This window comes from Streptomyces sp. BRA346, assembly GCF_052851135.1.
This window is the reverse complement of record NZ_JAIWIH010000008.1, coordinates 126,258-149,083: the sequence shown is the minus strand read 5'-3', so window position 1 is coordinate 149,083 and position 22,826 is coordinate 126,258. Positions and strand designations below refer to the sequence as shown.

Sequence of the window (22,826 nt, the reverse complement as noted above, 5' to 3'; positions counted from 1 at the left end):
GCGGACGTCGCCGCCGTCCCCGGTCGTGGGCGGGACGGTCCGCCCGGGTCGGTGTCAGGCTGGAGGGCATGCAGCAGACCCCTCCTCCCGGCCGCGTGCTCGTCGTGGACGACGATCCGACCGTCGCCGAGGTCGTCGCCGGGTACCTCACCCGCGCCGGCTTCGCCGTCGACCGGGCCGCCGACGGCCCCGGCGCGCTCGCCCGCGCCGACGCCCAATGGCCCGACCTGGTCGTCCTCGACCTGATGCTGCCCGGCATGGACGGCCTGGACGTGTGCCGCGCGCTCCGCGGCAAGGGCCCGGTGCCCGTGATCATGCTGACCGCCCGCGGCGACGAGGACGACCGGATCCTCGGCTTGGAGATCGGCGCGGACGACTACGTCACCAAGCCGTTCAGCCCGCGCGAGTTGGTGCTGCGGGTGGAGTCGGTGCTGCGCCGCAGCCGTACCGGACCGCGTACCACCGCCACCTCCGCCGCTCCCGCCGGTGCGCGGGGCTCCGGTGCCGAGCGGCCGGACACCGTGCTCCGGCGCGCCGGGATCACCCTCGACCCGATGGCCCGCCGCGCCACCAGGGACGGCCGGGAACTCGCCCTCACCCTCCGCGAGTTCGACCTGCTGGCCTTCCTGCTGCGCCACCCCGGGGTCGCCTGCACCCGCGAGGAGCTGATGCGGGACGTATGGGGCTGGGACTTCGGCGATCTGTCCACCGTCACCGTCCATGTGCGGCGGCTGCGCGGAAAGATCGAGGACGACCCCGCCGCGCCACGCCTCATCCAGACCGTCTGGGGCGTGGGCTACCGCTTCGACGAGCCGGACGCGCACGAAGCACCGGCCGGGGCGGAGGAGCCGGACCGCCATGCGTGACGTCCTGTTGATGGCGCTGTTCGCGTTCCTCGGCGCCGCCGCGGCCGGACTGCTCGGCGCGCTCGCCCTGCGGCTGCTGCGCGGCCGGTCCGTCGTCGTGTCCCTCGCGGTCGTGGCCGCCGTCGCGGTGACGGCCATGCTCGCCGGGACGCTCGCGGTCGCCTGGGCGATGTTCCTGTCCACCCACGACCTGACGGTCGTCACCACCGTCTGCGCCATGGCCGCGGTGGTGTCCCTGGCCACCGCGCTGCTGCTGGGCCGCTGGGTGGTGGCCCGCAGCCATGAACTGACCCTCGCCGCCCGCTCCTTCGGGGACGGCGGCAGCTTCGCGGCCCCCGACGGCGCGGCCACCGCCGAACTCGCCGAGCTCGGCCGCGAACTGGCCGCGACCAGCGCCAAACTGGCCCAGTCCCGGGAACGCGAACGCGCCCTGGAATCCTCCCGCCGCGAGCTGGTCGCCTGGATCTCGCACGATCTGCGCACCCCGCTGGCTGGACTGCGGGCCATGTCCGAGGCGCTGGAGGACGGCATGGTGGACGACCCGGCCCGCTACCACCGCCAGATGCGCACCGAGGTGGAGCGGCTCAACACCATGGTCGGCGACCTCTTCGAACTGTCCCGCATCCACGCCGGGGCGCTGTCCCTCGCCCCGGCCCGGATCTCCGTCTACGACCTGATCGGCGACGCGCTCGCGGGCGTCTACCCGGTCGCCCGCGAGCTGGGCGTCCAGCTGATCGGCGACCCCGTGGACCCCATTCCGGTCGAGGTCGACGGGAAGGAGATGACCCGCGTCCTCGGCAACCTCCTCATCAACGCCATCCGCCGCACCCCGGCCGACGGCACGGTCGCCGTGGCCGCCCGGCGCGAGGCCGACACGGTGGTGCTGTCCGTCACCGACGGCTGCGGCGGCATCCCGGAGGAGGACCTGCCGCGCGTGTTCGACACCGGCTGGCGCGGCACCCACGCCCGTACGCCCCCGGCGGGCGCCGGGCTGGGCCTCGCCATCGTCCGCGGCATCGTCGAGGCCCACCACGGCCAGGCGGCCGTGCGGAACGTCGACGGCGGCTGCCGCTTCGAGGTCCGCCTGCCCGCCGCCCGGGCGTAGGCACGCCCGGGCGGTCCTCCGGTTCCGGTGGGGTCGCGCACTCGGGGTCGAGGAAGGGCGCGTCCGGTGGCCGCGGATGCCGGTGCGCCCCCGGCAGCGTCGCGGTGCTCGGGCGCGGCCGCCCGTCTGCCGGTGGCCCTGCCGGAGCGGGGGGAGGCGGCGCGGGTGCGCCGATGGCCCGGGGCGGGGCGCGGAACGCCGTTACCGGACGGGGCGGAGCGGGCGCGGCGCCGGGGTGGCCGCCGCGCGCTGGGGTGCGTGGGCGAACTCCGTCATACCCTCGTCGAACGGGACCGCGGGTCGCCATCCCAGCCGTTCGCGGAGCCGCCGCGACGAGGCGGTGATGTGCCGTACGTCGCCCAGCCGGTACGCGCCCGTGACCTGCGGCGCGGGGCCGCCGCAGGCCGCCGCCAGGGCCTCGGCCATCTCGCCGATCGTATGAGGGTCGTCGCTGCCGGTGTTGTACGCGGTGAGGCCGCTCGGCTCCGCCGTGGCGGCGACCGCCTCCAGGGCGGCGGCGTTGGCCGAGGCCACGTCCCGCACGTGGATGAAGTCGCGGCGCTGCCCGCCGTCCTCGTAGACCGTGGGCGCCTCGCCGCGGGCGAGGGCCGAGCGGAAGAAGGAGGCGACGCCCGCGTACGGGGTGTCGCGCGGCATGCCAGGACCGTAGACGTTGTGGTAGCGCAGCGAGACCGCGCGGCCGCCCACGGACCGCGCCCACGCCGCCGCCAGATGCTCCTGCGCCAGCTTCGTGGTGGCGTAGACGTTGCGCGGGTCGGCCGGTGCGTCCTCGTCGACGAGGCCCGGTCGCAGCGGGGTGCCGCAGTCCGGGCAGCCGGGCTCGAACCGCCCCGCCGCCAGGTCGGCCTCGGCGCGCGGGCCGGGGCGGACCCGGCCGTGCCGGGGGCAGTCGTAGCGCCCCTCCCCGTACACCACCATCGACCCGGCCAGCACCAGGGAGCGCACCCCGCGCTCGGCCATGGCCGCCAGCAGGACCGCCGTGCCCAGGTCGTTGCAGCCGACGTAGTCCGGCGCGTCGGCGAAGTCCTTGCCGAGGCCGACCATCGCCGCCTGATGGCAGACGGCGTCCACCCCGTGCAGCGCCTCCTCCACCGCCGCCCGGTCCCGCACATCGGCGTGGACCCACTCGGCGCCGGACGGCCGCGGCGGCGCCGGATGGGCGGCGGGCAGCAGGGCGTCGAGGACGACCGGCTCATGGCCGCGGTCGGTGAGAGCGGTGACGACGTGCGAGCCGATGAAGCCCGCGCCGCCGGTGACGAGTACGCGCATGGCCCCGACGCTAGGCGTTCACCGGCCGCCGGGCCCGTGGCCGCGCCGTCCCGTCATCGGTCCGTAAGACCTCATTCCGGACGCGCTCCGTCCGCTTACCTCCTGTGCCCGCCCGCTCGCCCGGTGTTCCGGTCACATAAAACACACAACCGTGACGTCCCGGCGTTGCTTGTCACTGCCAGCGTGGCCCGCGATTCAACGTCTCTCCCGACCGCCTCCGAGGAACAGAGAGCACCATGACGGCCACCACCGCCGAAGCAGCGCAGCGCCCCCGCAGCCTCAATGACGTCAAGGGGTGGTTCCCCAGCCTTGACCAAGTGCTGTTCGACTTCTTCCTGAGGCGCCAGGAGCGCCTCGGGGAGCACGGGGACCTCATGGAGATGGGCGCCTACATGGGCAAGAGCGCCATCTTCACCGCCGCGTACCTGCGGGCTGACGAGCGCTTCACGGTCTGCGACCTCTTCGACGCGGAGGACGCGCCGGACGAGAACAACGCGGCGGAGGCCCGGAAGTCGTACTCCACCCTCACCCGCACCGCCTTCGAGCAGAACTACCTGGCGTTCCACGACGAGCTGCCCGACATCATCCAGGGCACGACCTCCGTCGTGCCCAGCCTCGTGGACGACGACACCTGCCGCTTCGTCCACGTCGACGCCTCGCACCTGTACGAGCACGTGGAGGGCGACATCGGTGCCGCGCGTGACGTCCTGCTGCCCGGCGGCATCGTCGTCCTCGACGACTTCCGCTCCGAGCACACCCCCGGCGTGGCCGCCGCCGCGTGGGAGGCCGTCTTCAACCGCGGACTGCGGCCCATCTGCCTGACCACCCAGAAGATGTACGGCATGTGGGGCGACCCCGGGCCGATCCAGGAGGAGATGCTCGCGGACGACGCATGGCGCCGCGGGATGCAGACCAGCAGGCAGGAGATCGCGGGCAGCCGGGTGCTGAGGTTCTCCGGAAAGCCCAAGAACCCGGCGGCGCCGCGGTCCCGCTACGCCCTGGAGGCACCCGCCGCCGCCCCCGCCGCCAAGCCGGGCCCGGCCGCCGCCGCCCCGGCGTCCGCCCCGCGCCGCCCCAGCCAGGTCCGGCGGCTGGCCGCCGATGTGCTGCCGCCGGTGGTGACGCGCGCGATCCGCAAGCGCCGCCGCGCCTGACCCGGCCCCGCCGCCCGCCCCGGCCCCGCGCCCGGCTGGCCGCCGCCTTCCGGTGACGGCCACGCCGGGGCGTTCTGGGACCGCTACGTCGGGGTCGTCGACCTCCTCGTACCCCGTCGCCACGGTCGCCACCCGACACCCCCTAGGGGTGTCTTGCCGGTCATGCCGGGCTCCCGACGCCGCTGTGACATCAGCCGCTGCCGCGGCGGGCGGCACCTCGCGGCCCCGCGCTTGTCGCTCCCCCAGCTACCGCTGGGAGGTGCCCCTGACGCCGCTCGCTGATCCGGCCTGATCGACAAGATTCCTAGGGCCGCCGCAGGGCCGGGTGGTCCGCGACCACCGTGCAGGAGCCCGGTGCGATCTCGGTGAAGCCCGCGTCCCGTACGACCGGCAGACCGCTCGCGGTGAGCGCGCTCCACCGCTCGGCCGGAGCGGTCCGCACCGCCAGCGGGAACCCGGCCTCGCGCCAGGCCGCCCGCTGCGCGTCGTCCAGCTCCCACCACGCCAGCTGCGCACCGTGCCCGGCCTGCGCCATCGCCTTGCCCGCCGACATCCCCACGTCCGGGTTCAGCCACAGGATGGGCCCGGCCGGGTCCGGCGGGGGCGGTGGCGCGGGGTCGTCCAGGTCGGTGCCGGAGACCTGGAGCTTGGCCAGCTCCTTGGGCCACCCGTCCAGCGGCACCGGCGGGAACACCCGCACCTCGGCCGCCGGGCCCTCACTGTTCGGCGCCGCCCGGCCCGTGAGCGTGATGCCCGGCAGGGTCTGGGCGCGCCGCCACTCCGCGCCCCGCGCCCGCCGTACGACCTTGCGGATCCGGGCGTCCTGCCAGTCCCGCACGGCCTCGGCCCACTCGCCGTCCTCCGCCGTCGACCGCTCGTCCGACAGCAGCACCAGCACGGCCCGCGCCGCCGTCTCCAGGGCGTCCGTACGGGCCGGGGGCGCGGCCTTCTCGATCCGCACCACCAGGGGCAGCACGAACTGCGGCGCCGCGTCCCGGTCCGTTTCCGCGTGCCGGAACGGACTGCTGCGGGGGACGGGCGGTGGGCTGGTGGGGAGGGCGTCCGATCTGGTCACGCGCTCCAGTCTGCCAGCACCCGCCGACAGCGGCGGCGGGCCGCCGCCCGAGTGCCTATGCTCAACCGGCATGAGACTGCGAGGAGTCGGGCGCCGTTACGGCCTGGCCGGGCCCTGGGTGCTGCGCGGCGTCGACCTCGAGGTGCCGCCCGGCTCGCTGACCCGGGTCGTGGGGACGAACGGCAGCGGCAAATCCACCCTGCTGCGGCTGCTCGCCGGAATCGACGCCCCCACCTCCGGCCGGATCACCGGCCGCCCGCGCACCGCGTACGTCCCCGAGCGGTTCCCGGCCGAGCTGCCCTTCTCCGTCCTCGGCTACCTCACGCACCTGGGCCGGATCCACGGCCTGCGCCGGGCCGAGGCGGCGCGCGGGGCGGGGGAGTGGCTGGAGCGGTTCGGCGCGGACGAGTACGCGGCCACCCCGCTCGCCGAGCTGTCCAAGGGCACCAGCCAGAAGGTCGCCGTCGCCCAGGCGCTGCTGGCCGCGCCCGCCCTGCTCGTCCTCGACGAGGCCTGGACCGGCCTCGACCGGACCGCGCGCGGCGTCCTGGACGCCGCGGTCGCCGAGCGGGTCGCCGACGGCGCCGCGGTCGTCTTCGTCGACCACGACCCGCGCCGCCTGGCCGGGGCCCCGGACGCGGTGTTCCGCGTCGCGGACGCCCGCCTGGAGCCGGTGCCGGTGCCGGTGCCGGTCCCGGCGGCCGGGCCCTCGCCGGACCCCGGCGAGCCCCCGGCCGCCGCCGGACCGCGGGTCCGCGTGGAGGCCGAGCGCCCGCCGGGAGCCGCGCTCCCCACGGACCTCCCCGGCGCGCCGCTGTACGAGCCCATCCCCGTCCCACCACCCGCGCGGGGCGTGCGACCCGGGCAGGGCGGACACGTCGCGCAGGGCGCGCAGCCCGCGCCGGGCCGCGGTGACAGGGCCGTGCCGGGTGCCGACGCCCGGCCCGCGCCGGGGTCCCACGCCGAAGCCGTGGCGGGCCTCGGCGACGAACCCGCCCCCGGTGACCCCGTGCAGCCCGCGCCGGACGGCGACCCGCGGGTCGTACGGCTGACCGTCGGGGCCGCGGACTCCGATGACCTGCTCCGGGCCCTCCTCGCCGCCCGGCCGCCCTGGCACATCCGCGCGGTGACCGACGTTCCCGCCGATCCGGATCCGGAGGCTTCATGATCGCCCTGCTGCGCTATCAGGCCGCGCTGCTGGTCCGGTCGCAGCGCTGGTTGCCGCCGTTGCTGCTCTACGTCGCCTTCATGGGCATCGGGGTGCAGGCGGGGCAGCCGATCCTGGACTCCCTCGGGTTCGCCGCCGCCGGGGTGCTGCCGGTCGCCGCCTGGCTGGTGCGGGTGTGCGTCACAGGCGAGCCCGCCGCGGCGCGGTCCTGCGCGGCCGCCGCGCAGAGTCCGGGCCGGGTGCACCTGGCCGGGGTGCTGACCGCGCTGGGTGCGGCGGTCGTCCTCGGGGGTGCCGGGACGCTGTTCGTCGCGCTGGTCGGCGATCCCCGCAGTGCGGACGGCCGGGTCGGGGTGCCCGTGGCCCCGGCGACCGTCGCCGGGCTGCTGGCCGCGCTCGCCTGCGCGCTGCTGGGCACGGCCGTGGGCGCGCTGTGCAACCGGCCGCTGCTGCGCCGCCCCGGCTGGGCCATCCTGTCGACCGCGCTCGCCGCGCTGCTGGTGTCCGTGGTCGGCGCCTCGCCCGCGAACGCCGCCGTATCGGGGCTGGTCAACGGCTCCCGCAGCGGCACCGTGACCATGCCGCTGCTGCCCCTCGCCGTGACCGCCGTGCTCGCCGCCGGGGCGACGGCGATCGCCTGTGGGCTCAGTTCACGGCGGCAGTGACGGTGTGCCTCCTGCCCGTCCGTACGGGGGCAGGAGGCAAGCGCACCGCGTGCTCAGTGCTGCCAGGGTCCGGTGATCGCGAAGGTGGTGCCAGGGGTGTAGCAGTTCACGTACATCGTGCGGCGGTCCGGGGCGAAGGTGACGCCCGCGAACTCACCCCACTCGGGCTCCTCGTCGGTGCCAATGTTCTGGCGTCCGCGGGCCATCGGGTAGACCTCGCCGCGCCGCGTCAGCCCGAAGACGTGCTGCGCGCCCTCGCCGTCCTCGCACACCATCAGCCCGCCGCTGGGCGCGAGGGTGATGTTGTCGGGGGACTCGCCGGGCAGCTGGACGTCCGTGTCCGGGCCGAAGACGATCACCAGGGTGAGCCGGTGCCGCTGCGGGTCGTAGCGCCAGATCTGGCCGAAGTGGTCGGCGGCCGAGCCGTCGGCGCTCTTGGCGAAGCTGGAGACGAAGTAGACCGACGTCCCGCCCCAGTAGCAGCCCTCCAGCTTCTGGGCGTGGGTGATGCCGCCCGGGCCGAAGTCCTGGAAGCGGATGGGGGTCTCCGCCGCGAGCGGATCGGGGACGGTGACCCACTCGATGCCGCTGAAGGACGTCCCCGGCTCCTGGACGGTGGACAGGTCGGCCACCCCCGGCACCCGCAGGGCCTGGAGCTTTCCGCCCGCGCGCAGCGACCCGGTCCCGCCGAGGGGTTTACGGGGCAGGAAGCGGTAGAAGAGCCCGAAGGGCTTCTCGAAGGCGTCCTCGGTCTCGTAGACGACCCCGCTGCGCGGGTCGACGGCGATCGCCTCGTGCTGGAAGCGGCCCATGGCGGTGAGCGGGACGGCGCCGGTGCGGCGCGGATCGTACGGGTCGACCTCGAAGATGAACCCGTGGTCCTTGGTGTAGCCGTTCGTCCCGGCCTTGTCCTCGGTCTCCTCGCACGTCAGCCACGTGTGCCAGGGGGTCGGGCCGCCGGCGCAGTTGACGGCCGTACCGGCGATGGCGACCCGCTCCGACTGCACCCGGTTGGCGGAGTCGAGCGCGAGGGCGGTGCAGCCGCCCATGCCCATCGGATCGTAGGTGAGGCCCTTGACGGCGGGGACGCGGATCGCGGCGTCCTTGCGGTTCTCATGGTTGCGGACCAGGTGCGTACGGGCACCGCTGCCGCTCGACCGGCCCGGGAAGGCGGCCATGCCGTCGCAGTGGCTGGGGACCTTGCCCTCACCGGAGCGCAGCGCGTCGCCCTCGCGGGACAGCACGCGGTAGCGGAAGCCCTCGGGGAGGTCGAGCAGGCCGTCCGGATCGGGCACGAGCGGACCGTAGCCGCCCCTCCCGGCGGCGTCCGCGGTCGCCGCGGCCGCCCGGTCCGGGCTGTCGGCCGTGGCCGTACCGGCGAAGAGTTCCTGGATGCTGCCGGTGAAGGCGATGGAGGCGCCCAGCGCACCGGTACGGCCCAGGATCTGACGTCGTGTCGCTGACATGCGGTAACTCCCTGCTGGCGGACAGGAAAGATGACCGCACGTGTGTATCACGCGGCCCCGGCGCGCGGGAACCATCTGATCAATACGACGCGCGGGTGCCCCGGCCGGACACCCTCCTAGGCCTCGGCCAGTTGCCTCGCGTCCCGGGCGAGCGCGGTGAGGCGGGATATCGCCCGGAAGTACTTCTTGCGGTAGCCGCCGTTCAGCATCTCCTCGCTGAACAGCTGGTCGAACGGCATCCCGGAGGCCAGCACCGGCACCTCGCGGTCGTACAGCCGGTCGGCCAGCACCACCAGCCGCAGCGCGGTCGACTGGTCCGGCACGGGGCCGACCCCGGTCAGGCAGACGGCCTGGACGCCGTCGCACATCGCGCCGTAACGGCTCGGGTGCACCCGCGACAGGTGCTCCAGCAGGGCGGGGAAGGCGTCCAGGGAGGCGCCGGGCGTGTGCTTGGCCGCGTGGGTGACCACCTCGTCGGTGTGCGGGGCGGGGGCCTCGGGCAGCCCGCGGTGGCGGTAGTCCTCGCCGTCGATGCGCACCGGCTGGAAGTGCGCGGACAGCCCCTGGATCTCGCGCAGGAAGTCGGCGGCGGCGAACCGGCCCTCGCCGAGCTTGCCGGGGAGGGTGTTGGACGTCGCGGCGAGCGCCACGCCCGCCTCGACCAGCTTGCCCAGCAGGGTCGAGACGAGGACGGTGTCGCCCGGGTCGTCCAGCTCGAATTCGTCGATGCACAGCAGCCGGTGCTCGCTCAGCGTCTTCACGGTCTGCTGGAAGCCGAGCGCGCCGACCAGGTTCGTCAGCTCCACGAACGTGCCGAACGCCTTCCGCTCGGCCGGGGCCGGGGTGGCGTGCCACAGGGAGGCCAGCAGATGGGTCTTGCCGACGCCGTAGCCGCCGTCGAGGTACACCCCGCGCGGACCGCTGGGGGCGGCGGGCCTGGCCGCCCGGCGGAACCAGTGTCTGCGGCCGCCCTTGCCCGCGCCCGCCCCGCCGCCGCTCAGCCGCTCGGCGAAGCCGCGCAGCACGGCGACGGCCTCGGCCTGGCTGGGCTGGTTGCGGTCGGGGATGTAGTTGTCGAAGCTCACCGTGGCGAACCGGGGCGGCGGCACCATCTCGGCCACCAGGCGCTCGGCGGGCACCTGCGGCGCGCGGGCGGTGAGGGCGATGGGGGCTTCGGCGGCTATGGAGCCTGCCGAGCCGGATGTGGTGGTTGGTGCAGACACGGGTGTCCAGGGTAGTCGCTTTTCCCCGGAGGACCGTCCCGGAGGGAGCCATGTCACACTGCGGCCATGCGACGCCTGTTCCCCTTGCCCACCGAACCGTCCGTTCCGCCCGCCGCCCCGGACCGCGAGTGGGGGCTCGACGAGCTGGCCGACGCGTACGCCTACCCGGAGCGGCCGCAGAGCGCCTCGGGGGCGTATCTGCGGGCCAACATGGTGTCCTCGCTGGATGGCGCCGCGCACCACGACGGCCGGTCGAAGCCGCTGTCGTCCGAGACCGACATGCGGATCTTCGGGATGCTGCGCGGGCTCGCCGACGCGGTGGTCGTCGGCGCCGAGACCGTGCGCCGGGAGGGCTACCGGCCCGCCCGCGCCCGGGAGGCGTTCGCCGAGCGCCGGGCCGCGCTCGGTCAGCCCCCGGCGCCCGCGATCGCCGTGGTCAGCGCGAGCCTGGAGCTGGACTTCGCAGCTCCGCTGTTCACCGGGCCGCTGGTGCCGACCGTGGTGATCACCGGCGCGCAGGCCGCGGAGGACCGGGTCGAGGCGGCGAAGGCGGCCGGGGCCCGGGTGGTGCGCGCGGGAGCCGGGCCCTCGGGGCGGGTCGACGTGGCGGCGATCCCGCCGGCCCTCGCCGAGCTGGGCCACACCCGGCTGCTGACCGAGGGCGGCCCCCGGCTGCTGGCGCAGTTCGTGACCGCCGGGGTGCTGGACGAGCTGTGCCTGGCGGTGGCCCCGCTGATGGTCGCGGGCGACGCGGCACGGATCGCGAACGGTCCCCTGGCCGCCGAACCGGAGCAGTTCGCTCTCGCTTCCGTGCTGGAGGACGCCGGTTTCCTTTTCACCCGCTACCGTCGGATTTACCCATAGTTTTGCGCTAAACGGACTGCATTCCTACCGCTTCGATGAAGGCTTGAAGAACGAGAAGGGCGCACGCCGTGTTCACGAGCATTTTGATGATCGAAAAGCCGCTGACCCCTGCCGACGTGGAGTTCGTCACCACCCTGCACGGCGACGACCAGGTCTCCTTCGTCGTGCTGATGCAGCCCCGGGGCAGCAAGGACCGGCTGCTCCGCGCCATCGACGACATCGCCCTCGGCGAGCTGGAACAGGCCGCCCAGGAAGGCGAGGAGCCGGAGGGCAGCGCGGCGCTGGAGCCCGCCGAGCGGGCCCTGAACCACTCGGTGGCGGCCCTGCGCGCGGCGGGCAGCGAGGCCCGCGGCCACGTCGTGCAGCGGCGCCCGCTGGACGTCCTGCGCGGGGTGGTGGAGGAGACCGGCGCCGACGAGGTGATCGTCCTCACCGCGCCGCACTTCGTGGAGGAGTTCTTCCACCGCGACTGGGCCTCCCGGGCGCGCCACACGGTCGGCGTCCCGGTGCTGAAGCTGTTCTCGCACACGGACGACGAGGTCGACGAGGGGCAGGCCACCACGGGCGGCTGAGCACCGTACGGGAGACCGTGCGGACGGGGCACGCGGGACCGTACGGACGGGGTGCGCGGGACCGTGCGGACGGCGTACGGAAGGGACGCGGCGGGGTGCGAGAATCGGGCGGACAGAACCAAGAAGACCGCTCACCCAGGGGAGACCCGTACATGGCACCGGCCGGCATTGCCCCCGACGCGCTGGACCGTCCGCATTTCATCGGCATCGGCGGCGCCGGTATGTCCGGCGTCGCGAAGGTCCTCGTCCAGCGCGGCGCGCGGGTCGCGGGCAGTGACTCCAAGGACTCCCCGATCGTGGCGGCGCTGCGCGAGCTGGGCGCGACCGTGCACATCGGGCACGCCGCCGGGAACGTCGCGCCCGACGCCACCAGCGTCGTCGTCTCCAGCGCCATCCGCGCCGACAACCTGGAGCTGGTCACGGCGCGCGAGCGCGGCATCCCCGTCGTGCACCGCTCCGACGCGCTGGCCGCCCTCATGGACGGCCACCGCCCGATCGCGGTCGCCGGTACGCACGGCAAGACCACCACGACCTCGATGCTCGCCGTCTCGCTGCGCACCCTCGGCCTCGACCCGTCGTACGTGATCGGCGGGGACCTGGACGCGCCCGGCTCCAGCGCCGAGCACGGCGGCGGCGAGATCTTCGTCGCGGAGGCGGATGAAAGCGACCGCAGCTTCCACAAGTACGCGCCCGAGGTCGCGATCATCCTCAACGTGGAGCTGGACCACCACGCCAACTACGCCTCCATGGACGAGATCTACGACTCGTTCCGGACCTTCGTGGAGCGGGTCCGGCCCGGCGGCACCCTGGTCATCTCCGCCGATCACCCCGGGGCCCGCGAGCTGACCGCCAAGGTCGCGGGCCGCGAGGGCCTGCGGGTGCTCACCTACGGTGAGGCCGCCGACGCCGACGTACGGGTCCTGGACGTCGTCCCGCACGGGCTGACCAGCGAGGTCACCGTGCGGTTCGCGGAGGCCCCGGGCGGCGGCTCGGGGAGCGGGGAGATCACCTTCACCGTCTCCGTGCCCGGCCGCCACTACGCGCACAACGCCGTCGCCGCGCTCGCCGCGGGCGCCGCCCTCGACGTCCCCGCCCGCGATCTCGCTCCCGCGATCGCCTCGTACACCGGCGTCAAGCGGCGCCTCCAGCTCAAGGGCACCGCGGCCGAGGTGCAGGTCATCGACTCGTACGCGCACCACCCCACCGAGATCGCCGCCGACCTGGAGGCGATCCGCGGCGGCGCCGGTGAGGGCCGGGTCCTGGTGGTCTTCCAGCCGCATCTGTTCAGCCGTACGCAGGAGCTGGGTGCCGAGATGGGCGAGGCCCTGGCGCTGGCCGACGCCTCCGTCGTCCTCGACATCTACCCGGCCCGCGAGGACCCGGTCCCCGGCATCACCAGCGACCTGGTGATCGACGCCGCCGCCCGCCACGGCGCGGATGTGACCGCCGAGCACGACCGGTCCGCGATCCCGGGCCTGATCGCCGGAATGGCCAAGCCCGGTGACCTTGTTCTCACCATGGGCGCGGGCGACGTCACCGACCTCGGTCCGGAGATCCTCGCCCGTCTACAGACGCGGCGAGCCCGGAGCGCCCTGAGGAGCCCGGCGAGCCGGGAGAGCTGAGGAGGGTCCGTTCATGGCGTACGAGATCGACAAGCCGGATGAGCAGTGGCGCGCGGAGCTGACCCCGCAGGAGTACCACGTCCTGCGCGAGGCGGGCACCGAGCGCCCCTTCACCGGTGAATACACCGACACCAAGACCGAGGGCGTCTACTCCTGCCGGGCGTGCGGCGGGGAGCTGTTCCGCTCCGAGACGAAGTTCGAGAGCCACTGCGGCTGGCCGTCCTTCTACGACCCCGCGGACTCGTCCGCGGTCGAGCTGATCGACGACCGCTCGCACGGCATGGTCCGCACCGAGGTGCGGTGCGCCCGCTGCGGTTCGCACCTCGGCCACGTCTTCGCGGGGGAGGGCTATCCGACCCCGACCGACCAGCGGTACTGCATCAACTCCATCTCCCTGCGGCTCGCCCCCCAGGAGGGCTGAGCCGCAGCCCCCGCAGCACCGTCAGCGCAGCCTGAGCACGACGGCCGACTCCGGCGGCAGCCGCACCGTGCCGTCCCGGCCCGGCGGCTCGACCGGCCGCCAGGCGGCGACCACCTCGGGGACCGTCCCGGGGACCCCGGCGGGGCGCGGCTCCAGCCGGGCGTCCGCCGGGCGGTCGTGCGGGTTGAGGACGACGCACAGCGGGCCGCGCCGGAAGCCGAAGCAGTCCGGCCCCGTCGCCAGCGGGGCGCACGACCACGCGGGGTCGGTCAGCGCGGGCTCGGTGCGGCGCAGCGCGATCAGCCGCCGGTGCCAGTCCAGCAGCGCCCGGTGCGGCTCCTGGTGCGGCTCCGTCCAGTCCAGGCAGGACCGCAGCCGGGTCGCCGGGTCCTGCGGGTCCGGGATGTCCGCCTCCGCCCAGCCGTGCGCGGCGAACTCGCGGCGGCGGCCGCGCCGTACCGCCTCGGCCAGCTCCGGGTCCCGGTGGTCGGTGAAGTACTGCCAGGGCGTCCCCGCGCCCCACTCCTCGCCCATGAAGAGCATCGGGGTGAACGGCGCGCACAGCACCACGGCCGCCGCGCAGGCCAGCAGCCCGGGGGAGAGCCGGGCGGACAGCCGGTCGCCGGTCGCGCGGTTCCCCACCTGATCGTGGGTCTGGGCGTAGCCGAGCAGCCGGTGCGCGGGGGTGGTGAGCGGGTTCAGCGGGCTGCCGTGACGGCGTCCGCGGAACGCCGAGTACGTGCCGTCGTGGAAGAAGCCGCCGCTCAGCGTCTTGGCCAGGGCCGCGGGGCCCGCGGCGGCGAAGTCGGCGTAGTAGCCCTGCCGTTCGCCGGTGAGGAACGTGTGCAGGGCGTGATGGAAGTCGTCGTTCCACTGGGCGTGCAGACCGTGGCCGCCCGCCTCGCGCGGGGTCGTGGTGCGCGGGTCGTTCAGGTCCGACTCGCCGATCAGGAACAGCGGGCGGCCGACCTCGGCCGCCAGCGCGTCCACCGCGGCGGACAGCTCGGCCAGGAAGTGCCGGGCCCGGGTGTCGTGCAGCGCGTGCACGGCGTCCAGCCGCAGCCCGTCCAGCCGGAAGTCGCGCAGCCAGGCGAGCGCGCTGCCGATGAAGTACGCGCGGACCTCGTCGGAGCCGGGCGCGTCCAGGTTGACCGCCGCGCCCCACGGGGTGTGGTGGGTGTCGGTGAAGTACGGCCCGAAGTCAGGCAGCCGGTTGCCGGACGGGCCCAGGTGGTTGTGCACCACGTCCAGGACGACGCCGAGGCCGTGCCGGTGCGCGGCGGCCACGAACCGGGCCAGCCCCTCGGGGCCGCCGTACGGCTCGTGCACGGCCCACGGCGCGACCCCGTCGTAGCCCCAGCCATGCGTCCCGGGGAACGGGCACACCGGCATCAGCTCCACGTGGGTGACGCCGAGACCGGCCAGATGCGGAAGGCGCCCGGCCGCCGCGTCGAACGTGCCCTCCGGGGTGAACGTCCCGATGTGCAGCTCGTACAGCACCGCGCCCGGCAGCGGCCGCCCGAACCACTCCCGCTCCCACGGGAACCGGGAGGGGTCCACCACCGCGCTCAGCCGCTCCGGGCCGTCCGGCTGGCGGCGGGAGCGCGGATCGGGCAGCGGGGGGCCGTCGTCGAGCGCGAAGCCGTAGAGCGACCCGTGCCCCGCCGCGGCCTCGGTCCGCCACCAGCCCTCGCGGCCGGGGTCGCGCTCCATGGGATGCGTACGGCCCTCGCCCCGAACGACATGAAGCCCCACCTGTCCGGCATGCGGTGCCCACACCTCGAACAGCACTGATGTCTCCTCACATCGTCCTGCGGACGGGTTCGGGACCATGCTGGGGGATACGGCAGCGGGCGCGCAGCAGGGCGGCACCGGCCGGACGGGGTGTCAGACCAGGTCGATGCGCTCCTGGGTGACGGGATAGCCCGCCTTGGCGAAGTGCGCGGCCATCGGCCGGTTGCCCCGGTCGGTCGCGGCGGCGATCTTCGTCGCGCCCCGTTCCACCAGGTCGTGGGTGCACTCCACGAGCAGGTCGTACGCGTACCCGTGGCCGCGCTGCGCGGCCACGACCCCGATGAAGCCGACGCAGGGCCCGGCCGGATTGTGTGCGGGCACCTGGATGCCGACCAGCTCCCCGCCCGGCGTCCACGCCAGCCGCCACCAGTCGCGGGGCGACGGGAACCAGTGGAACAGCCGCAGGTTCTCGCGGACCGCGGCCTCGACGCCGCCCTCGGCGATGGCCCGCCGGTCGTGTGCGTCCAGGGTGCCCTGGTGGACGCGGCGCAGTACGTCGGCGATCACCGCGTCGTCGGGCTCCGGCCGGAACTCCAGCCGTCCCGGCCGCTCGGGCAGTCCGAGGTCGGGCGTCCAGTCGTAGCGGTAGCGCTCGACCAGGGGGTTGAGGCCGCCCGCCACGGCCGCGTCGACCCGGGCCCGCACCGCCGCGCTCTCGTCCGGCCGGTCGCGCCAGCCGGGCGGCGCCAGCAGGGAGTACTCGGTGCGCAGGGGCGCGGTGCGCAGCAGCTCCGCGGCGGCAGCGGCCTCGCCCTCGGCGAAGTCGAACCAGTCCAGGGCGATGGGCGCGTCGTCGTTCGGCCCGCCCCACCACGCGGCGCGGGCCACGACCCGCTCCCCGCGCAGCGCCACCCAGGTCCACTCCGGGCGGTACTCGCCGCCCCGGCCGACGGTGGCGTAGGTGTGCCCGAAGCGGCCCCGGCCGACGAGCGCGGGGACGGACAGTGCGTGAAACAGATGCGCGTCGCTCTCGGTGAGCGCGCGGATGACCAGTCCGGTCATGGGGTTCCTTCCAGGAGGCGTGCGCGCTCCCGGTCGGATCGCCTGATCAGACGGGGGTACGCCCGGGGGAGAGGGGGCGGGAGCGCGGAGTGACGTACGTACGCATGGCTCGGCGCCTCCTTCCTCGTCCGTACGGGCGTTGGCGCTCACCCTATGAGCGCCAACGCGCCCCCGTCCACGCCATTGTGGCTACTGCTGGTGCAACCCCCGCCCCGCCAGCGTCAGATACGCCTCGCCGACCGCCTCCGAGAGGGTGGGGTGCGGATGAATGTGCTGCGCCACATCGGCCGGTTCGGCGTCCCAGCCGACGACGAGCTGGCTCTCGGCGATCATCTCCGACACGTGCGGGCCCACCAGATGGACGCCGAGGACGCGACCGCCCGGCCCTTCGGTCACCACCTTCACCATCCCGCCCTGTCCGTGCACCATGCCCTTGGCGACGGCGGTCAGCGGCATGGTGTTGGCGACGGCCCGCCCGCCCGTACGGTCCCGGGCCTCGGCCTCCGTGAGCCCCACCGAGGCGGTCTGCGGGCTCGAATACGTCACGCGCGGCACCGCGTCGTAGTCCACCGGGCGGGGAGAACCGCCCGCCAGCGTCTCGGCCACCAACAACCCCTCCGCGAACGACGCGTGCGCCAGCCCCAGGGACGGCGGCGGCAGTACGTCGCCCACGGCGTGGACGCCCGGCACCGCCGTCTCCAGCCGCGACCAGTCGGCGGGCGCCAGGAAGCCGCGCGCGTCGGTGGCGAGCCCGGCGGCGGCCAGGTCCAGCCCGTCCGTCACCGGCGCGCGGCCGACGGCGACCAGCAGCCGCTCGACGTCCAGCTCTTTCGTCTCTCCACGCCCCGTACGGACCGTGGCGCGCACCCCGTCCTCGTACGGCTCGGCCGCCTCCAGCCGGGCCCCGGTCAGCACCTCCACGCCGCGCTTCTTCAGCCCGCGCGTCAGCTGACGGCTGACATCCGCGTCCTCCAGCGGCAGCAGCCGGTCCGCCGCCTCGACCAGCACCACCCGCGCGCCCATGGAACGGTGCAGCGAGGCGTACTCGACCCCGATGGCGCCGCCGCCCAGCACCAGCACGGACGCCGGGAGGCCGGGCGCGAACAGCGCGTCGTCGCTGGTGACCACCCGCCGCCCGTCCGGCGCCAGGCCCGGCAGGGTGCGGGGCCGGGACCCGGTCGCCACGACGACGCCGCGGCGCGCGGTCCACTCCCGGTGCGGCCCGATCCGCACCGTGCGGGGACCGGTGAGGGCGGCGTCGCCCCGGACCACCTCGACACCCGCGTGGGAGAGATGGCCCTCCACCCCGCGGTGGTTACGGGCCACGATGTCGTCGCGCGTCGCGGTCAGCGCCGCCCAGTCCACCGCGTCCAGCGTGGCCTTCACCCCCCAGCGCTCGCGCGCCTCCGCGATCCCGTCCACCAACTCGGCCGCGTGCAGCATCGCCTTGCTGGGGATGCAGCCGCGGTGCAGACAGGTCCCGCCGATCAGATCCCGCTCGGCGAGGACGACCCGCAGGCCCAGGGCGGCGGCGCGCAGCGCGGTGCTGTAACCGCCGGTGCCGCCCCCGATGACGATGACGTCCGTCTCATGCTCATGCATGGGCTCAGAATCCGCCCGGGGAATGCCATGAGTCCAAGGCATTGTCTCTATGAGTCCCATGAACACCCTTCATGCCCTGGGGGAGCCGCATGAGTCTGCGTCAGATGGAATACCTGGTCACGGTCGTCGAGGAGGCGTCCTTCACCCGCGCCGCCGACCTGCTGGGCGTCACCCAGTCCGCGCTCTCCCACCAGATCAAGGCCCTGGAACGGGAGGCGGGCGGCCCGCTGCTGGAGCGCCTGCCGCGCGGCGTACGGCTCACTCCCATGGGGCGCGCCTTCCTCCCGCACGCCGAACTGGCCGTACGCAGCGCGGGCCGGGCCTGGCGCGCCGCCCATGCCGCCGCCGGGGCGGAGGGCGGCGAACTGCACCTCGCGACGCTGCACGCCCTCGCCGTCGGCGTCCTCCCCGGCCTCATCGCCCGCTGGCGCCGCGAACGCCCGGGCATGCGCCTGGTGGTGCACGAGTACGCCACCGGCGAGGAGCTGCGCGACGCCATGGAACACGGCGTCGCGGACCTCGCGGTCGGCCACCGCCCGAAGGACTGGCCGGGGCCCGTGGTGTCCCTGGGCGAGGAGCAATTGGTGGCGGTCGTGGCCCCGGGCGACCCGCTCGCCGGGCGGTCCGTCGTCCGCCTCACCGACCTGGCCGACCGCGACTGGGTGCGCTGCGCCCTGGAACCCGTCGTCGACGGCCGCCGCTTCCTCGACCTGGCCTGCGAACGCGCCGGGTTCACCCCGCGCACCGCCGTCGACACCGCACACAGCTCCACGGCCGTGAGCATGGCGGCCGCCGGGGTCGGCGTCCTCATCACCGCCGCCCACGCGGCGGCGCGGCATGACTGCGTGACGCTGCCCCTGGACCCGCCGTGGCGCCGCGAGGTGACGGCGTTCTCCCGAGTCCGCCTCACCGGTGCGGCCGCCGCGTTCGTCACCCTGCTCGGCCGGGCCGGGTGTCAGGGGGTGACCTTAAGGTCATCTGACCATCCTGCTTCCACGAGTTCCGACGCATGACGAGGGACCATGTACGAGGAACGGCTCGCCGAGTTCTCCCGCGAGCGTCTGGACGGCCGTCCGATCCCGGACGACCTGCGCACGATGCTGGTGATCGACGCCGAGCGCGCCAAGCGCGGTCTCGCCTGAGAAGCCGGTCTGCCGGCCGTAGGGGACGGGGGCGGCAGACCGGCTGGGTGAGGTGCACCTGACAGATTGAGGAGCGGATCAGGGGCACTCTCGGGCAGGGTCAGTGCACCATGCAGATCGGGGCGGCCGCGGTGTCCGGGGGACCGCCGCTGGCGACGTAGCCGAAGGTGGTCGAGGCACCGGCGGCGAGGGAGCCGTTCCAGTCGGCGTTGGTGACCGAGGCCGCCGTACTGCCGCTGGCCAGTTTGCCGTTCCAGACGCTGTCGACCCGCTGGCCGGACGGCAGGGTCCAGTCGACCATCCACGAGGAGATGGGCGTGGCGCCGGTGTTGGTCACCTTCACCTCGGCCTGGTAGCCGCCGTTCCAGGTGCTGGTGGTCTTCTGGGCCGCGGTGCACTTGGCGGTGGGCGGGTCGGTCGGGTCCGTGGGGTCACCGCCGCCGGAGCTCGCGCCCGGGACCGTCACTTCGCCGTTGCCGCCGTCGAAGACCACGTCGGAGCAGCTGTAGAAGGTCTCCTGGCTGTCCGAGCGGGTCCACACGGTGTAGATGATGTGGCGGCCGCTCTTGCCCGAGGGCAGGGTGGCGTTCCACGTGTACTTGCCGTCGACCGTGCCGACCGGGCCGGTCTGCGGCGGGTTGGTCACCGTGTCGAACGGCTGGTCCTCCAGGTCGTTCCAGGTGAGCGGCTTCGTCGGGTCGATCGGGTTCTTGGTGACGTAGCTGCGGAACGAACCCGGGTGCGCGGCCCAGGCGTTGTACGAGAACTGCATCGACTTGCCCGAGGTCAGATGGGTCACCGGCCAGGAGCTGCTGCCCAGGTCGAAGCCGGAGAAGTCGTAGACGGTGGCCGCGCCGCTGCACAGCTTGCCGTCGGGGATGAAGCCCTTGGTCCGGCCCGCGCCGTCCGAGCGGAGCACCGCGAACCAGTTGTAGAACGGCGTCGCGCCGCTCTTGTCGAACGCGGCCTTGCACGCCGGGTTGGCCGGCTTGACCTCACCGGTGCTGGACAGGCTGTACTTCCAGCACAGATAGGTGCGGCTGCCCGGCGCCATGGGCGCGCCGTGGGCGGAGGCGCTGCCTCCGGAGAAGAAGACAAGGCCCAGGGCGGGCAGTACGGAGAGCAGTACCAGCAGGACGGATCTGCGGGCGCGGGGGCTGCCCGGCGGGTGTGGGGGGCGTGCGGGGGCCAGTAATCGTCGAGCCATGGCGCTGGTCTTCCCTTCGACGCGATCGGATCAGAAACCGTCGATATGGGAGCGCTCCCAATTTCCTTGTGAACGTAGCGCGCGGGGGTGTGACTGTAAATGCTTCAGGATGCGAACCCGCGCGCCCGTCCTCAGGTACGGACCACCTCAGGTACGGACCAGGAGGGCCACCGGGAGCCGGTCCAGCAGGTCGCCGAGCGGGGCGGGTCCTTCGGTCGTGCGGTCGGTCAGCAGGTCCCGCCAGGGACCGGGAGGGAGGGGGAGGCGGGTGCGGGGGTCCCAACCGCCCGCCTCCGCCAGGCGTCGGGAGAGGCGGGTGACGATGGTGATGGCGCCGCCGTCGGTGCCGTCGGTGCCGACGGTGCGCAGGAAGGCCAGGCAGTGGGCGGCCGCCGGGCCCGCGGCGATCAGGGGCGTGTACGCACTCCCGGGGCCGAACCACTCCGGGTGGTCCCGGCGCAGCCGCAGCGCCGCCCGGGTGAGCAGCAGCTTCTCGGCGGACAGCCCGTCAGCCACCGGGGTGTCCGGGGTGGGCGGGCGGCGGTTGTCGGGGTCGACCAGGGCGCGGTAGCCACGCTCGGTGTCCGTGTACAGGTCGGGCACGCCCGGCATGGTCAGGTGCAGCAGGGCCGCGCCGAGCGTGTTGACCCGGGCGGGGGCGGCGATGTCGGCCTCGAAGGTGTCCAGCCATGCCCACGGGCCGGACTCCAGGAAGGCGGTCACGGCGTCCTCGTACGCGGCGTTCTGCTCGGTCCAGGTCGTGTGCAGCCCCGCCTCCCGGACCGCCTTCAGCACCGCCGGTACGAGGCGTTCCGCATCCGCGGCGCCCAGGCCGAGCGCGGTCTGCCAGGCCGTCCAGGCGAGCTGCGGATCGGGGGCCTCCGGCTGTGCCGACAGGTCTGCCAGCAGCCGCGCCCACCGGGCCGGGGTCTCGGTGAGGGCGGCGATCCGCGCCCGTACGTCCGCGCTGCGCTTGGTGTCGTGGGTGGACAGCACCGTGCCGGTCGCGGGCCAGTCGCGCAGCAGCCGGGCGGCGAAGGCGTGGAACTCCTCGGGGGAGACGGCCGGGTGCCCCGGGTCGCCGCCCACCTCCGCCGCCGAGAGCAGCGGGGTGTAGCGGTAGAAGGCGGTGTCCTCGACGGACTTGGCGCGCAGCGCGGCGGCGGTCTGGGCGAAGCGGTCGCAGAAGTCGCGGTGGTCCGGGCCGTCGCCGAGCCTGCCGAGCGCCGCGTCCCGTACGGTCTCCACCACTCGGCGCTCCGCCTCGACCGTGGAGGCGGGGAAGGCCGTACGGGCGTCCTCCGCGGCCCGGTGCAGCATCGCGGCGTCCGCCTCGCCCGCCGGGGCGTCGACGGTGGCGTACGGCCGGTACACCGGCAGCCGTACGAGCAGTGCGCGGATCGCCGTGCGCAGCGCCCAGGGCGCGTGGTCGCGCAGCGGTGGCGAGGCGGCGCAGATCCGGGAGGCGGTGCGGGTCAGGCGCTCCACCTCGGCGGCCAGTTCGTGCGTCACGACGTGCCGCGCCGCGCGGCGGACGGTGGCCGCCCAGTCGCCGCCCCGGTCCGGCGGGGCGGCGGTGAAACTCCGGTAGGCCGCGATCAGCTTCTCCAGCCCGTCCGGGTCGACGAAGAGGCCGTCGATGTGGTGGAGCGCGTCGTAGCCGGTCGTCCCGGCGACGGGCCAGTGAGCGGGCAGCGGTTCGTCGCGGGCGAGGATCTTCTCCACGACGGTCCAGCGCCCCTCGCCGCCCGTCGCCGCGCGCACCGCCTCGTCCAGCGCCCGCAGATAGCCCCCGGGGTCGGCGAGGCCGTCCGGGTGGTCCACCCGCAGCCCGTCGAGCACCCCGTCGCGCAGCAGCCGCAGCAGCGTGCCGTGGGTCGCGTCGAAGACCTCCGGGTCCTCGACGCGCACCGCGATCAGCTCGGAGATGGTGAAGAAGCGGCGGTAGTTCAGCTCGGTGCGGGCCAGCCGCCACCAGCCGAGCCGGTACCACTGGGCGTCCAGCAGCTCGGCGAGCGGCAGCCGCTCGGTGCCGGGCCGCAGCGGGAACGCGTGGTCGTAGTAGCGCAGCACCCCGTCGTCGCCGGGCCGCAGCCGCTCCCACTCGTCGCCGAGCGGCCCGCCGAGCACGGGCAGCAGCACCTTGCGGCCGTGCTCGGCCCAGTCGATGTCGAACCACCGCGCCCAACGCGACTCGGGCCCGTCCCTCAGCACCTCCCACAGAGGCCCGTTGAGCCGCTCCGGCACGGGCACCGCCATGTGGTTCGGCACGATGTCGGCGATCAGCCCGAGGCCGTGCGCCCGGGCCGTACGGGCGAGGGCGCGCAGCCCCCGCTCGCCGCCCAGCTCCGCCCGTACGGCGGTGTGGTCCACGATGTCGTAGCCGTGGGAGGACCCGGGCCGGGCCTCCAGCACGGGCGACAGATGCAGATGGGAGACGCCGAGCGAGGCCAGGTACGGCACGGACCGCTCGGCGGCCGCGAAGGGGAAGCCGGGCTGGAGCTGAAGCCGATAGGTGGCGGTGGGCACGGTGCGGTCAGCCGTCATATGAACGTACGTACCCACACGGGGCGCCCCATGGGGCATTC

General features: G+C 74.5%; 19 protein-coding genes. 10 read left to right on the top strand and 9 right to left on the bottom strand.

What is annotated here, in order from left to right; all coding sequences use genetic code 11:
- Positions 1–68: 68 nt before the first annotated feature.
- Both LCH29_RS13655 and LCH29_RS13650 read left to right on the top strand, forming a co-directional pair.
- Positions 69–866, top strand: a complete 798-nt coding sequence (locus tag LCH29_RS13655) for a response regulator transcription factor (protein WP_446461981.1) — start codon at positions 69–71, stop codon at positions 864–866.
- Positions 859–1,971, top strand: a complete 1,113-nt coding sequence (locus LCH29_RS13650) for a sensor histidine kinase (protein WP_446461980.1) — start codon at positions 859–861, stop codon at positions 1,969–1,971. The genes LCH29_RS13655 and LCH29_RS13650 overlap by 8 nt, the downstream gene beginning before the upstream one ends.
- Before the next feature lie 201 nt (positions 1,972–2,172).
- On the opposite strand, the gene LCH29_RS13645 is transcribed toward LCH29_RS13650, so the two are convergent.
- Entirely contained in the window at positions 2,173–3,261 is a 1,089-nt protein-coding gene (locus LCH29_RS13645) for an NAD-dependent epimerase/dehydratase family protein (protein WP_446461979.1), read from the bottom strand.
- 236 nt (positions 3,262–3,497) lie between these two features.
- Here LCH29_RS13645 and LCH29_RS13640 point away from each other — a divergent pair, with 236 nt between their 5' ends.
- Complete coding sequence (locus LCH29_RS13640; RefSeq protein WP_446461978.1) at positions 3,498–4,415, top strand: class I SAM-dependent methyltransferase; 918 nt, start codon at positions 3,498–3,500, stop codon at positions 4,413–4,415.
- Positions 4,416–4,719: 304 nt separating this feature from the next.
- On the opposite strand, the gene LCH29_RS13635 is transcribed toward LCH29_RS13640, so the two are convergent.
- Complete coding sequence (locus LCH29_RS13635) at positions 4,720–5,562, bottom strand: aminoacyl-tRNA hydrolase (RefSeq protein ID WP_446461977.1); 843 nt, start codon at positions 5,560–5,562, stop codon at positions 4,720–4,722.
- Between LCH29_RS13635 and LCH29_RS13630 the strand changes: the two genes are divergently transcribed.
- Complete coding sequence (locus LCH29_RS13630) at positions 5,561–6,658, top strand: ATP-binding cassette domain-containing protein (protein ID WP_446461976.1); 1,098 nt, start codon at positions 5,561–5,563, stop codon at positions 6,656–6,658. The two genes, LCH29_RS13635 and LCH29_RS13630, sit on opposite strands and share 2 nt — an antisense overlap.
- Positions 6,655–7,323 carry an ABC transporter gene (locus tag LCH29_RS13625; protein WP_446461975.1) on the top strand — a complete coding sequence of 223 codons (669 nt, stop codon included), beginning with the start codon at positions 6,655–6,657 and terminating at the stop codon, positions 7,321–7,323. Before LCH29_RS13630 ends, LCH29_RS13625 begins: the two co-directional genes overlap by 4 nt.
- A 53-nt stretch (positions 7,324–7,376) precedes the next feature.
- Here LCH29_RS13625 and LCH29_RS13620 read toward each other — a convergent pair whose 3' ends face one another.
- Both LCH29_RS13620 and zapE read right to left on the bottom strand, forming a co-directional pair.
- Positions 7,377–8,789 (bottom strand): alkaline phosphatase PhoX, encoded by a 1,413-nt coding sequence (locus tag LCH29_RS13620; RefSeq protein WP_446461974.1) that lies wholly within the window; start codon positions 8,787–8,789, stop codon positions 7,377–7,379.
- Between the two features lie 116 nt (positions 8,790–8,905).
- Positions 8,906–10,012, bottom strand: coding sequence for a cell division protein ZapE (gene zapE, locus LCH29_RS13615; protein ID WP_446461973.1), 1,107 nt, complete (start codon positions 10,010–10,012; stop codon positions 8,906–8,908).
- A 66-nt stretch (positions 10,013–10,078) separates the two neighbouring features.
- Between zapE and LCH29_RS13610 the strand changes: the two genes are divergently transcribed.
- From LCH29_RS13610 to msrB, 4 genes are all read left to right on the top strand, one after another.
- Entirely contained in the window at positions 10,079–10,876 is a 798-nt protein-coding gene (locus LCH29_RS13610; RefSeq protein WP_446461972.1) for a pyrimidine reductase family protein, read from the top strand.
- 86 nt (positions 10,877–10,962) lie between these two features.
- Positions 10,963–11,448 (top strand): indole-3-glycerol phosphate synthase, encoded by a 486-nt coding sequence (locus LCH29_RS13605; protein ID WP_446462082.1) that lies wholly within the window; start codon positions 10,963–10,965, stop codon positions 11,446–11,448.
- Positions 11,449–11,600: 152 nt separating this feature from the next.
- A complete protein-coding gene (murC, locus tag LCH29_RS13600; protein ID WP_446461971.1) occupies positions 11,601–13,070 on the top strand; it encodes a UDP-N-acetylmuramate--L-alanine ligase in 1,470 nt (489 codons plus the stop codon).
- Between the two features lie 13 nt (positions 13,071–13,083).
- Positions 13,084–13,491: a peptide-methionine (R)-S-oxide reductase MsrB gene (msrB, locus tag LCH29_RS13595; protein WP_123103251.1), complete on the top strand. Its 408-nt coding sequence runs from the start codon at positions 13,084–13,086 to the stop codon at positions 13,489–13,491.
- A 21-nt stretch (positions 13,492–13,512) separates the two neighbouring features.
- Here the strand turns inward: msrB and treZ are convergent, their stop codons facing one another.
- From treZ to lpdA, 3 genes are all read right to left on the bottom strand, one after another.
- Positions 13,513–15,282, bottom strand: coding sequence for a malto-oligosyltrehalose trehalohydrolase (gene treZ, locus LCH29_RS13590; RefSeq protein ID WP_446461970.1), 1,770 nt, complete (start codon positions 15,280–15,282; stop codon positions 13,513–13,515).
- Between the two features lie 96 nt (positions 15,283–15,378).
- On the bottom strand, positions 15,379–16,287 hold the full coding sequence (locus LCH29_RS13585; protein WP_446461969.1) for a GNAT family N-acetyltransferase: 909 nt from the start codon (positions 16,285–16,287) through the stop codon (positions 15,379–15,381).
- Positions 16,288–16,476: 189 nt separating this feature from the next.
- Positions 16,477–17,889 (bottom strand): dihydrolipoyl dehydrogenase, encoded by a 1,413-nt coding sequence (gene lpdA / locus LCH29_RS13580; protein WP_446461968.1) that lies wholly within the window; start codon positions 17,887–17,889, stop codon positions 16,477–16,479.
- 89 nt (positions 17,890–17,978) lie between these two features.
- Here lpdA and LCH29_RS13575 point away from each other — a divergent pair, with 89 nt between their 5' ends.
- Positions 17,979–18,902 carry a LysR family transcriptional regulator gene (locus LCH29_RS13575; RefSeq protein WP_446461967.1) on the top strand — a complete coding sequence of 308 codons (924 nt, stop codon included), beginning with the start codon at positions 17,979–17,981 and terminating at the stop codon, positions 18,900–18,902.
- Between the two features lie 229 nt (positions 18,903–19,131).
- Here LCH29_RS13575 and LCH29_RS13570 read toward each other — a convergent pair whose 3' ends face one another.
- Together LCH29_RS13570 and treY are read right to left on the bottom strand one after the other, a co-directional pair.
- On the bottom strand, positions 19,132–20,238 hold the full coding sequence (locus LCH29_RS13570; protein ID WP_446461966.1) for a lytic polysaccharide monooxygenase auxiliary activity family 9 protein: 1,107 nt from the start codon (positions 20,236–20,238) through the stop codon (positions 19,132–19,134).
- 147 nt (positions 20,239–20,385) lie between these two features.
- The gene (gene treY, locus LCH29_RS13565) at positions 20,386–22,785 is read right to left on the bottom strand and encodes a malto-oligosyltrehalose synthase (protein WP_446461965.1); all 2,400 of its coding nucleotides are present in this window, start codon (positions 22,783–22,785) and stop codon (positions 20,386–20,388) included.
- Positions 22,786–22,826 lie beyond the last annotated feature (41 nt).

Excerpts from the sequence above, each read along its gene's own strand:
- LCH29_RS13655 (WP_446461981.1), top strand. The coding sequence starts at position 69 with ATGCAGCAGACCCCTCCTCCCGGCCGCGTGCTCGTCGTGGACGACGAT.
- LCH29_RS13650 (WP_446461980.1), top strand. The coding sequence starts at position 859 with ATGCGTGACGTCCTGTTGATGGCGCTGTTCGCGTTCCTCGGCGCCGCC.
- LCH29_RS13645 (WP_446461979.1), bottom strand. The coding sequence starts at position 3,261 with ATGCGCGTACTCGTCACCGGCGGCGCGGGCTTCATCGGCTCGCACGTC.
- LCH29_RS13640 (WP_446461978.1), top strand. The coding sequence starts at position 3,498 with ATGACGGCCACCACCGCCGAAGCAGCGCAGCGCCCCCGCAGCCTCAAT.
- LCH29_RS13630 (WP_446461976.1), top strand. The coding sequence starts at position 5,561 with ATGAGACTGCGAGGAGTCGGGCGCCGTTACGGCCTGGCCGGGCCCTGG.
- LCH29_RS13635 (WP_446461977.1), bottom strand. The coding sequence starts at position 5,562 with ATGCCGGTTGAGCATAGGCACTCGGGCGGCGGCCCGCCGCCGCTGTCG.
- LCH29_RS13625 (WP_446461975.1), top strand. The coding sequence starts at position 6,655 with ATGATCGCCCTGCTGCGCTATCAGGCCGCGCTGCTGGTCCGGTCGCAG.
- LCH29_RS13620 (WP_446461974.1), bottom strand. The coding sequence starts at position 8,789 with ATGTCAGCGACACGACGTCAGATCCTGGGCCGTACCGGTGCGCTGGGC.
- LCH29_RS13610 (WP_446461972.1), top strand. The coding sequence starts at position 10,079 with ATGCGACGCCTGTTCCCCTTGCCCACCGAACCGTCCGTTCCGCCCGCC.
- LCH29_RS13605 (WP_446462082.1), top strand. The coding sequence starts at position 10,963 with ATGATCGAAAAGCCGCTGACCCCTGCCGACGTGGAGTTCGTCACCACC.
- murC (WP_446461971.1), top strand. The coding sequence starts at position 11,601 with ATGGCACCGGCCGGCATTGCCCCCGACGCGCTGGACCGTCCGCATTTC.
- msrB (WP_123103251.1), top strand. The coding sequence starts at position 13,084 with ATGGCGTACGAGATCGACAAGCCGGATGAGCAGTGGCGCGCGGAGCTG.
- LCH29_RS13585 (WP_446461969.1), bottom strand. The coding sequence starts at position 16,287 with ATGACCGGACTGGTCATCCGCGCGCTCACCGAGAGCGACGCGCATCTG.
- lpdA (WP_446461968.1), bottom strand. The coding sequence starts at position 17,889 with ATGCATGAGCATGAGACGGACGTCATCGTCATCGGGGGCGGCACCGGC.
- LCH29_RS13575 (WP_446461967.1), top strand. The coding sequence starts at position 17,979 with ATGAGTCTGCGTCAGATGGAATACCTGGTCACGGTCGTCGAGGAGGCG.
- LCH29_RS13570 (WP_446461966.1), bottom strand. The coding sequence starts at position 20,238 with ATGGCTCGACGATTACTGGCCCCCGCACGCCCCCCACACCCGCCGGGC.
- treY (WP_446461965.1), bottom strand. The coding sequence starts at position 22,785 with ATGACGGCTGACCGCACCGTGCCCACCGCCACCTATCGGCTTCAGCTC.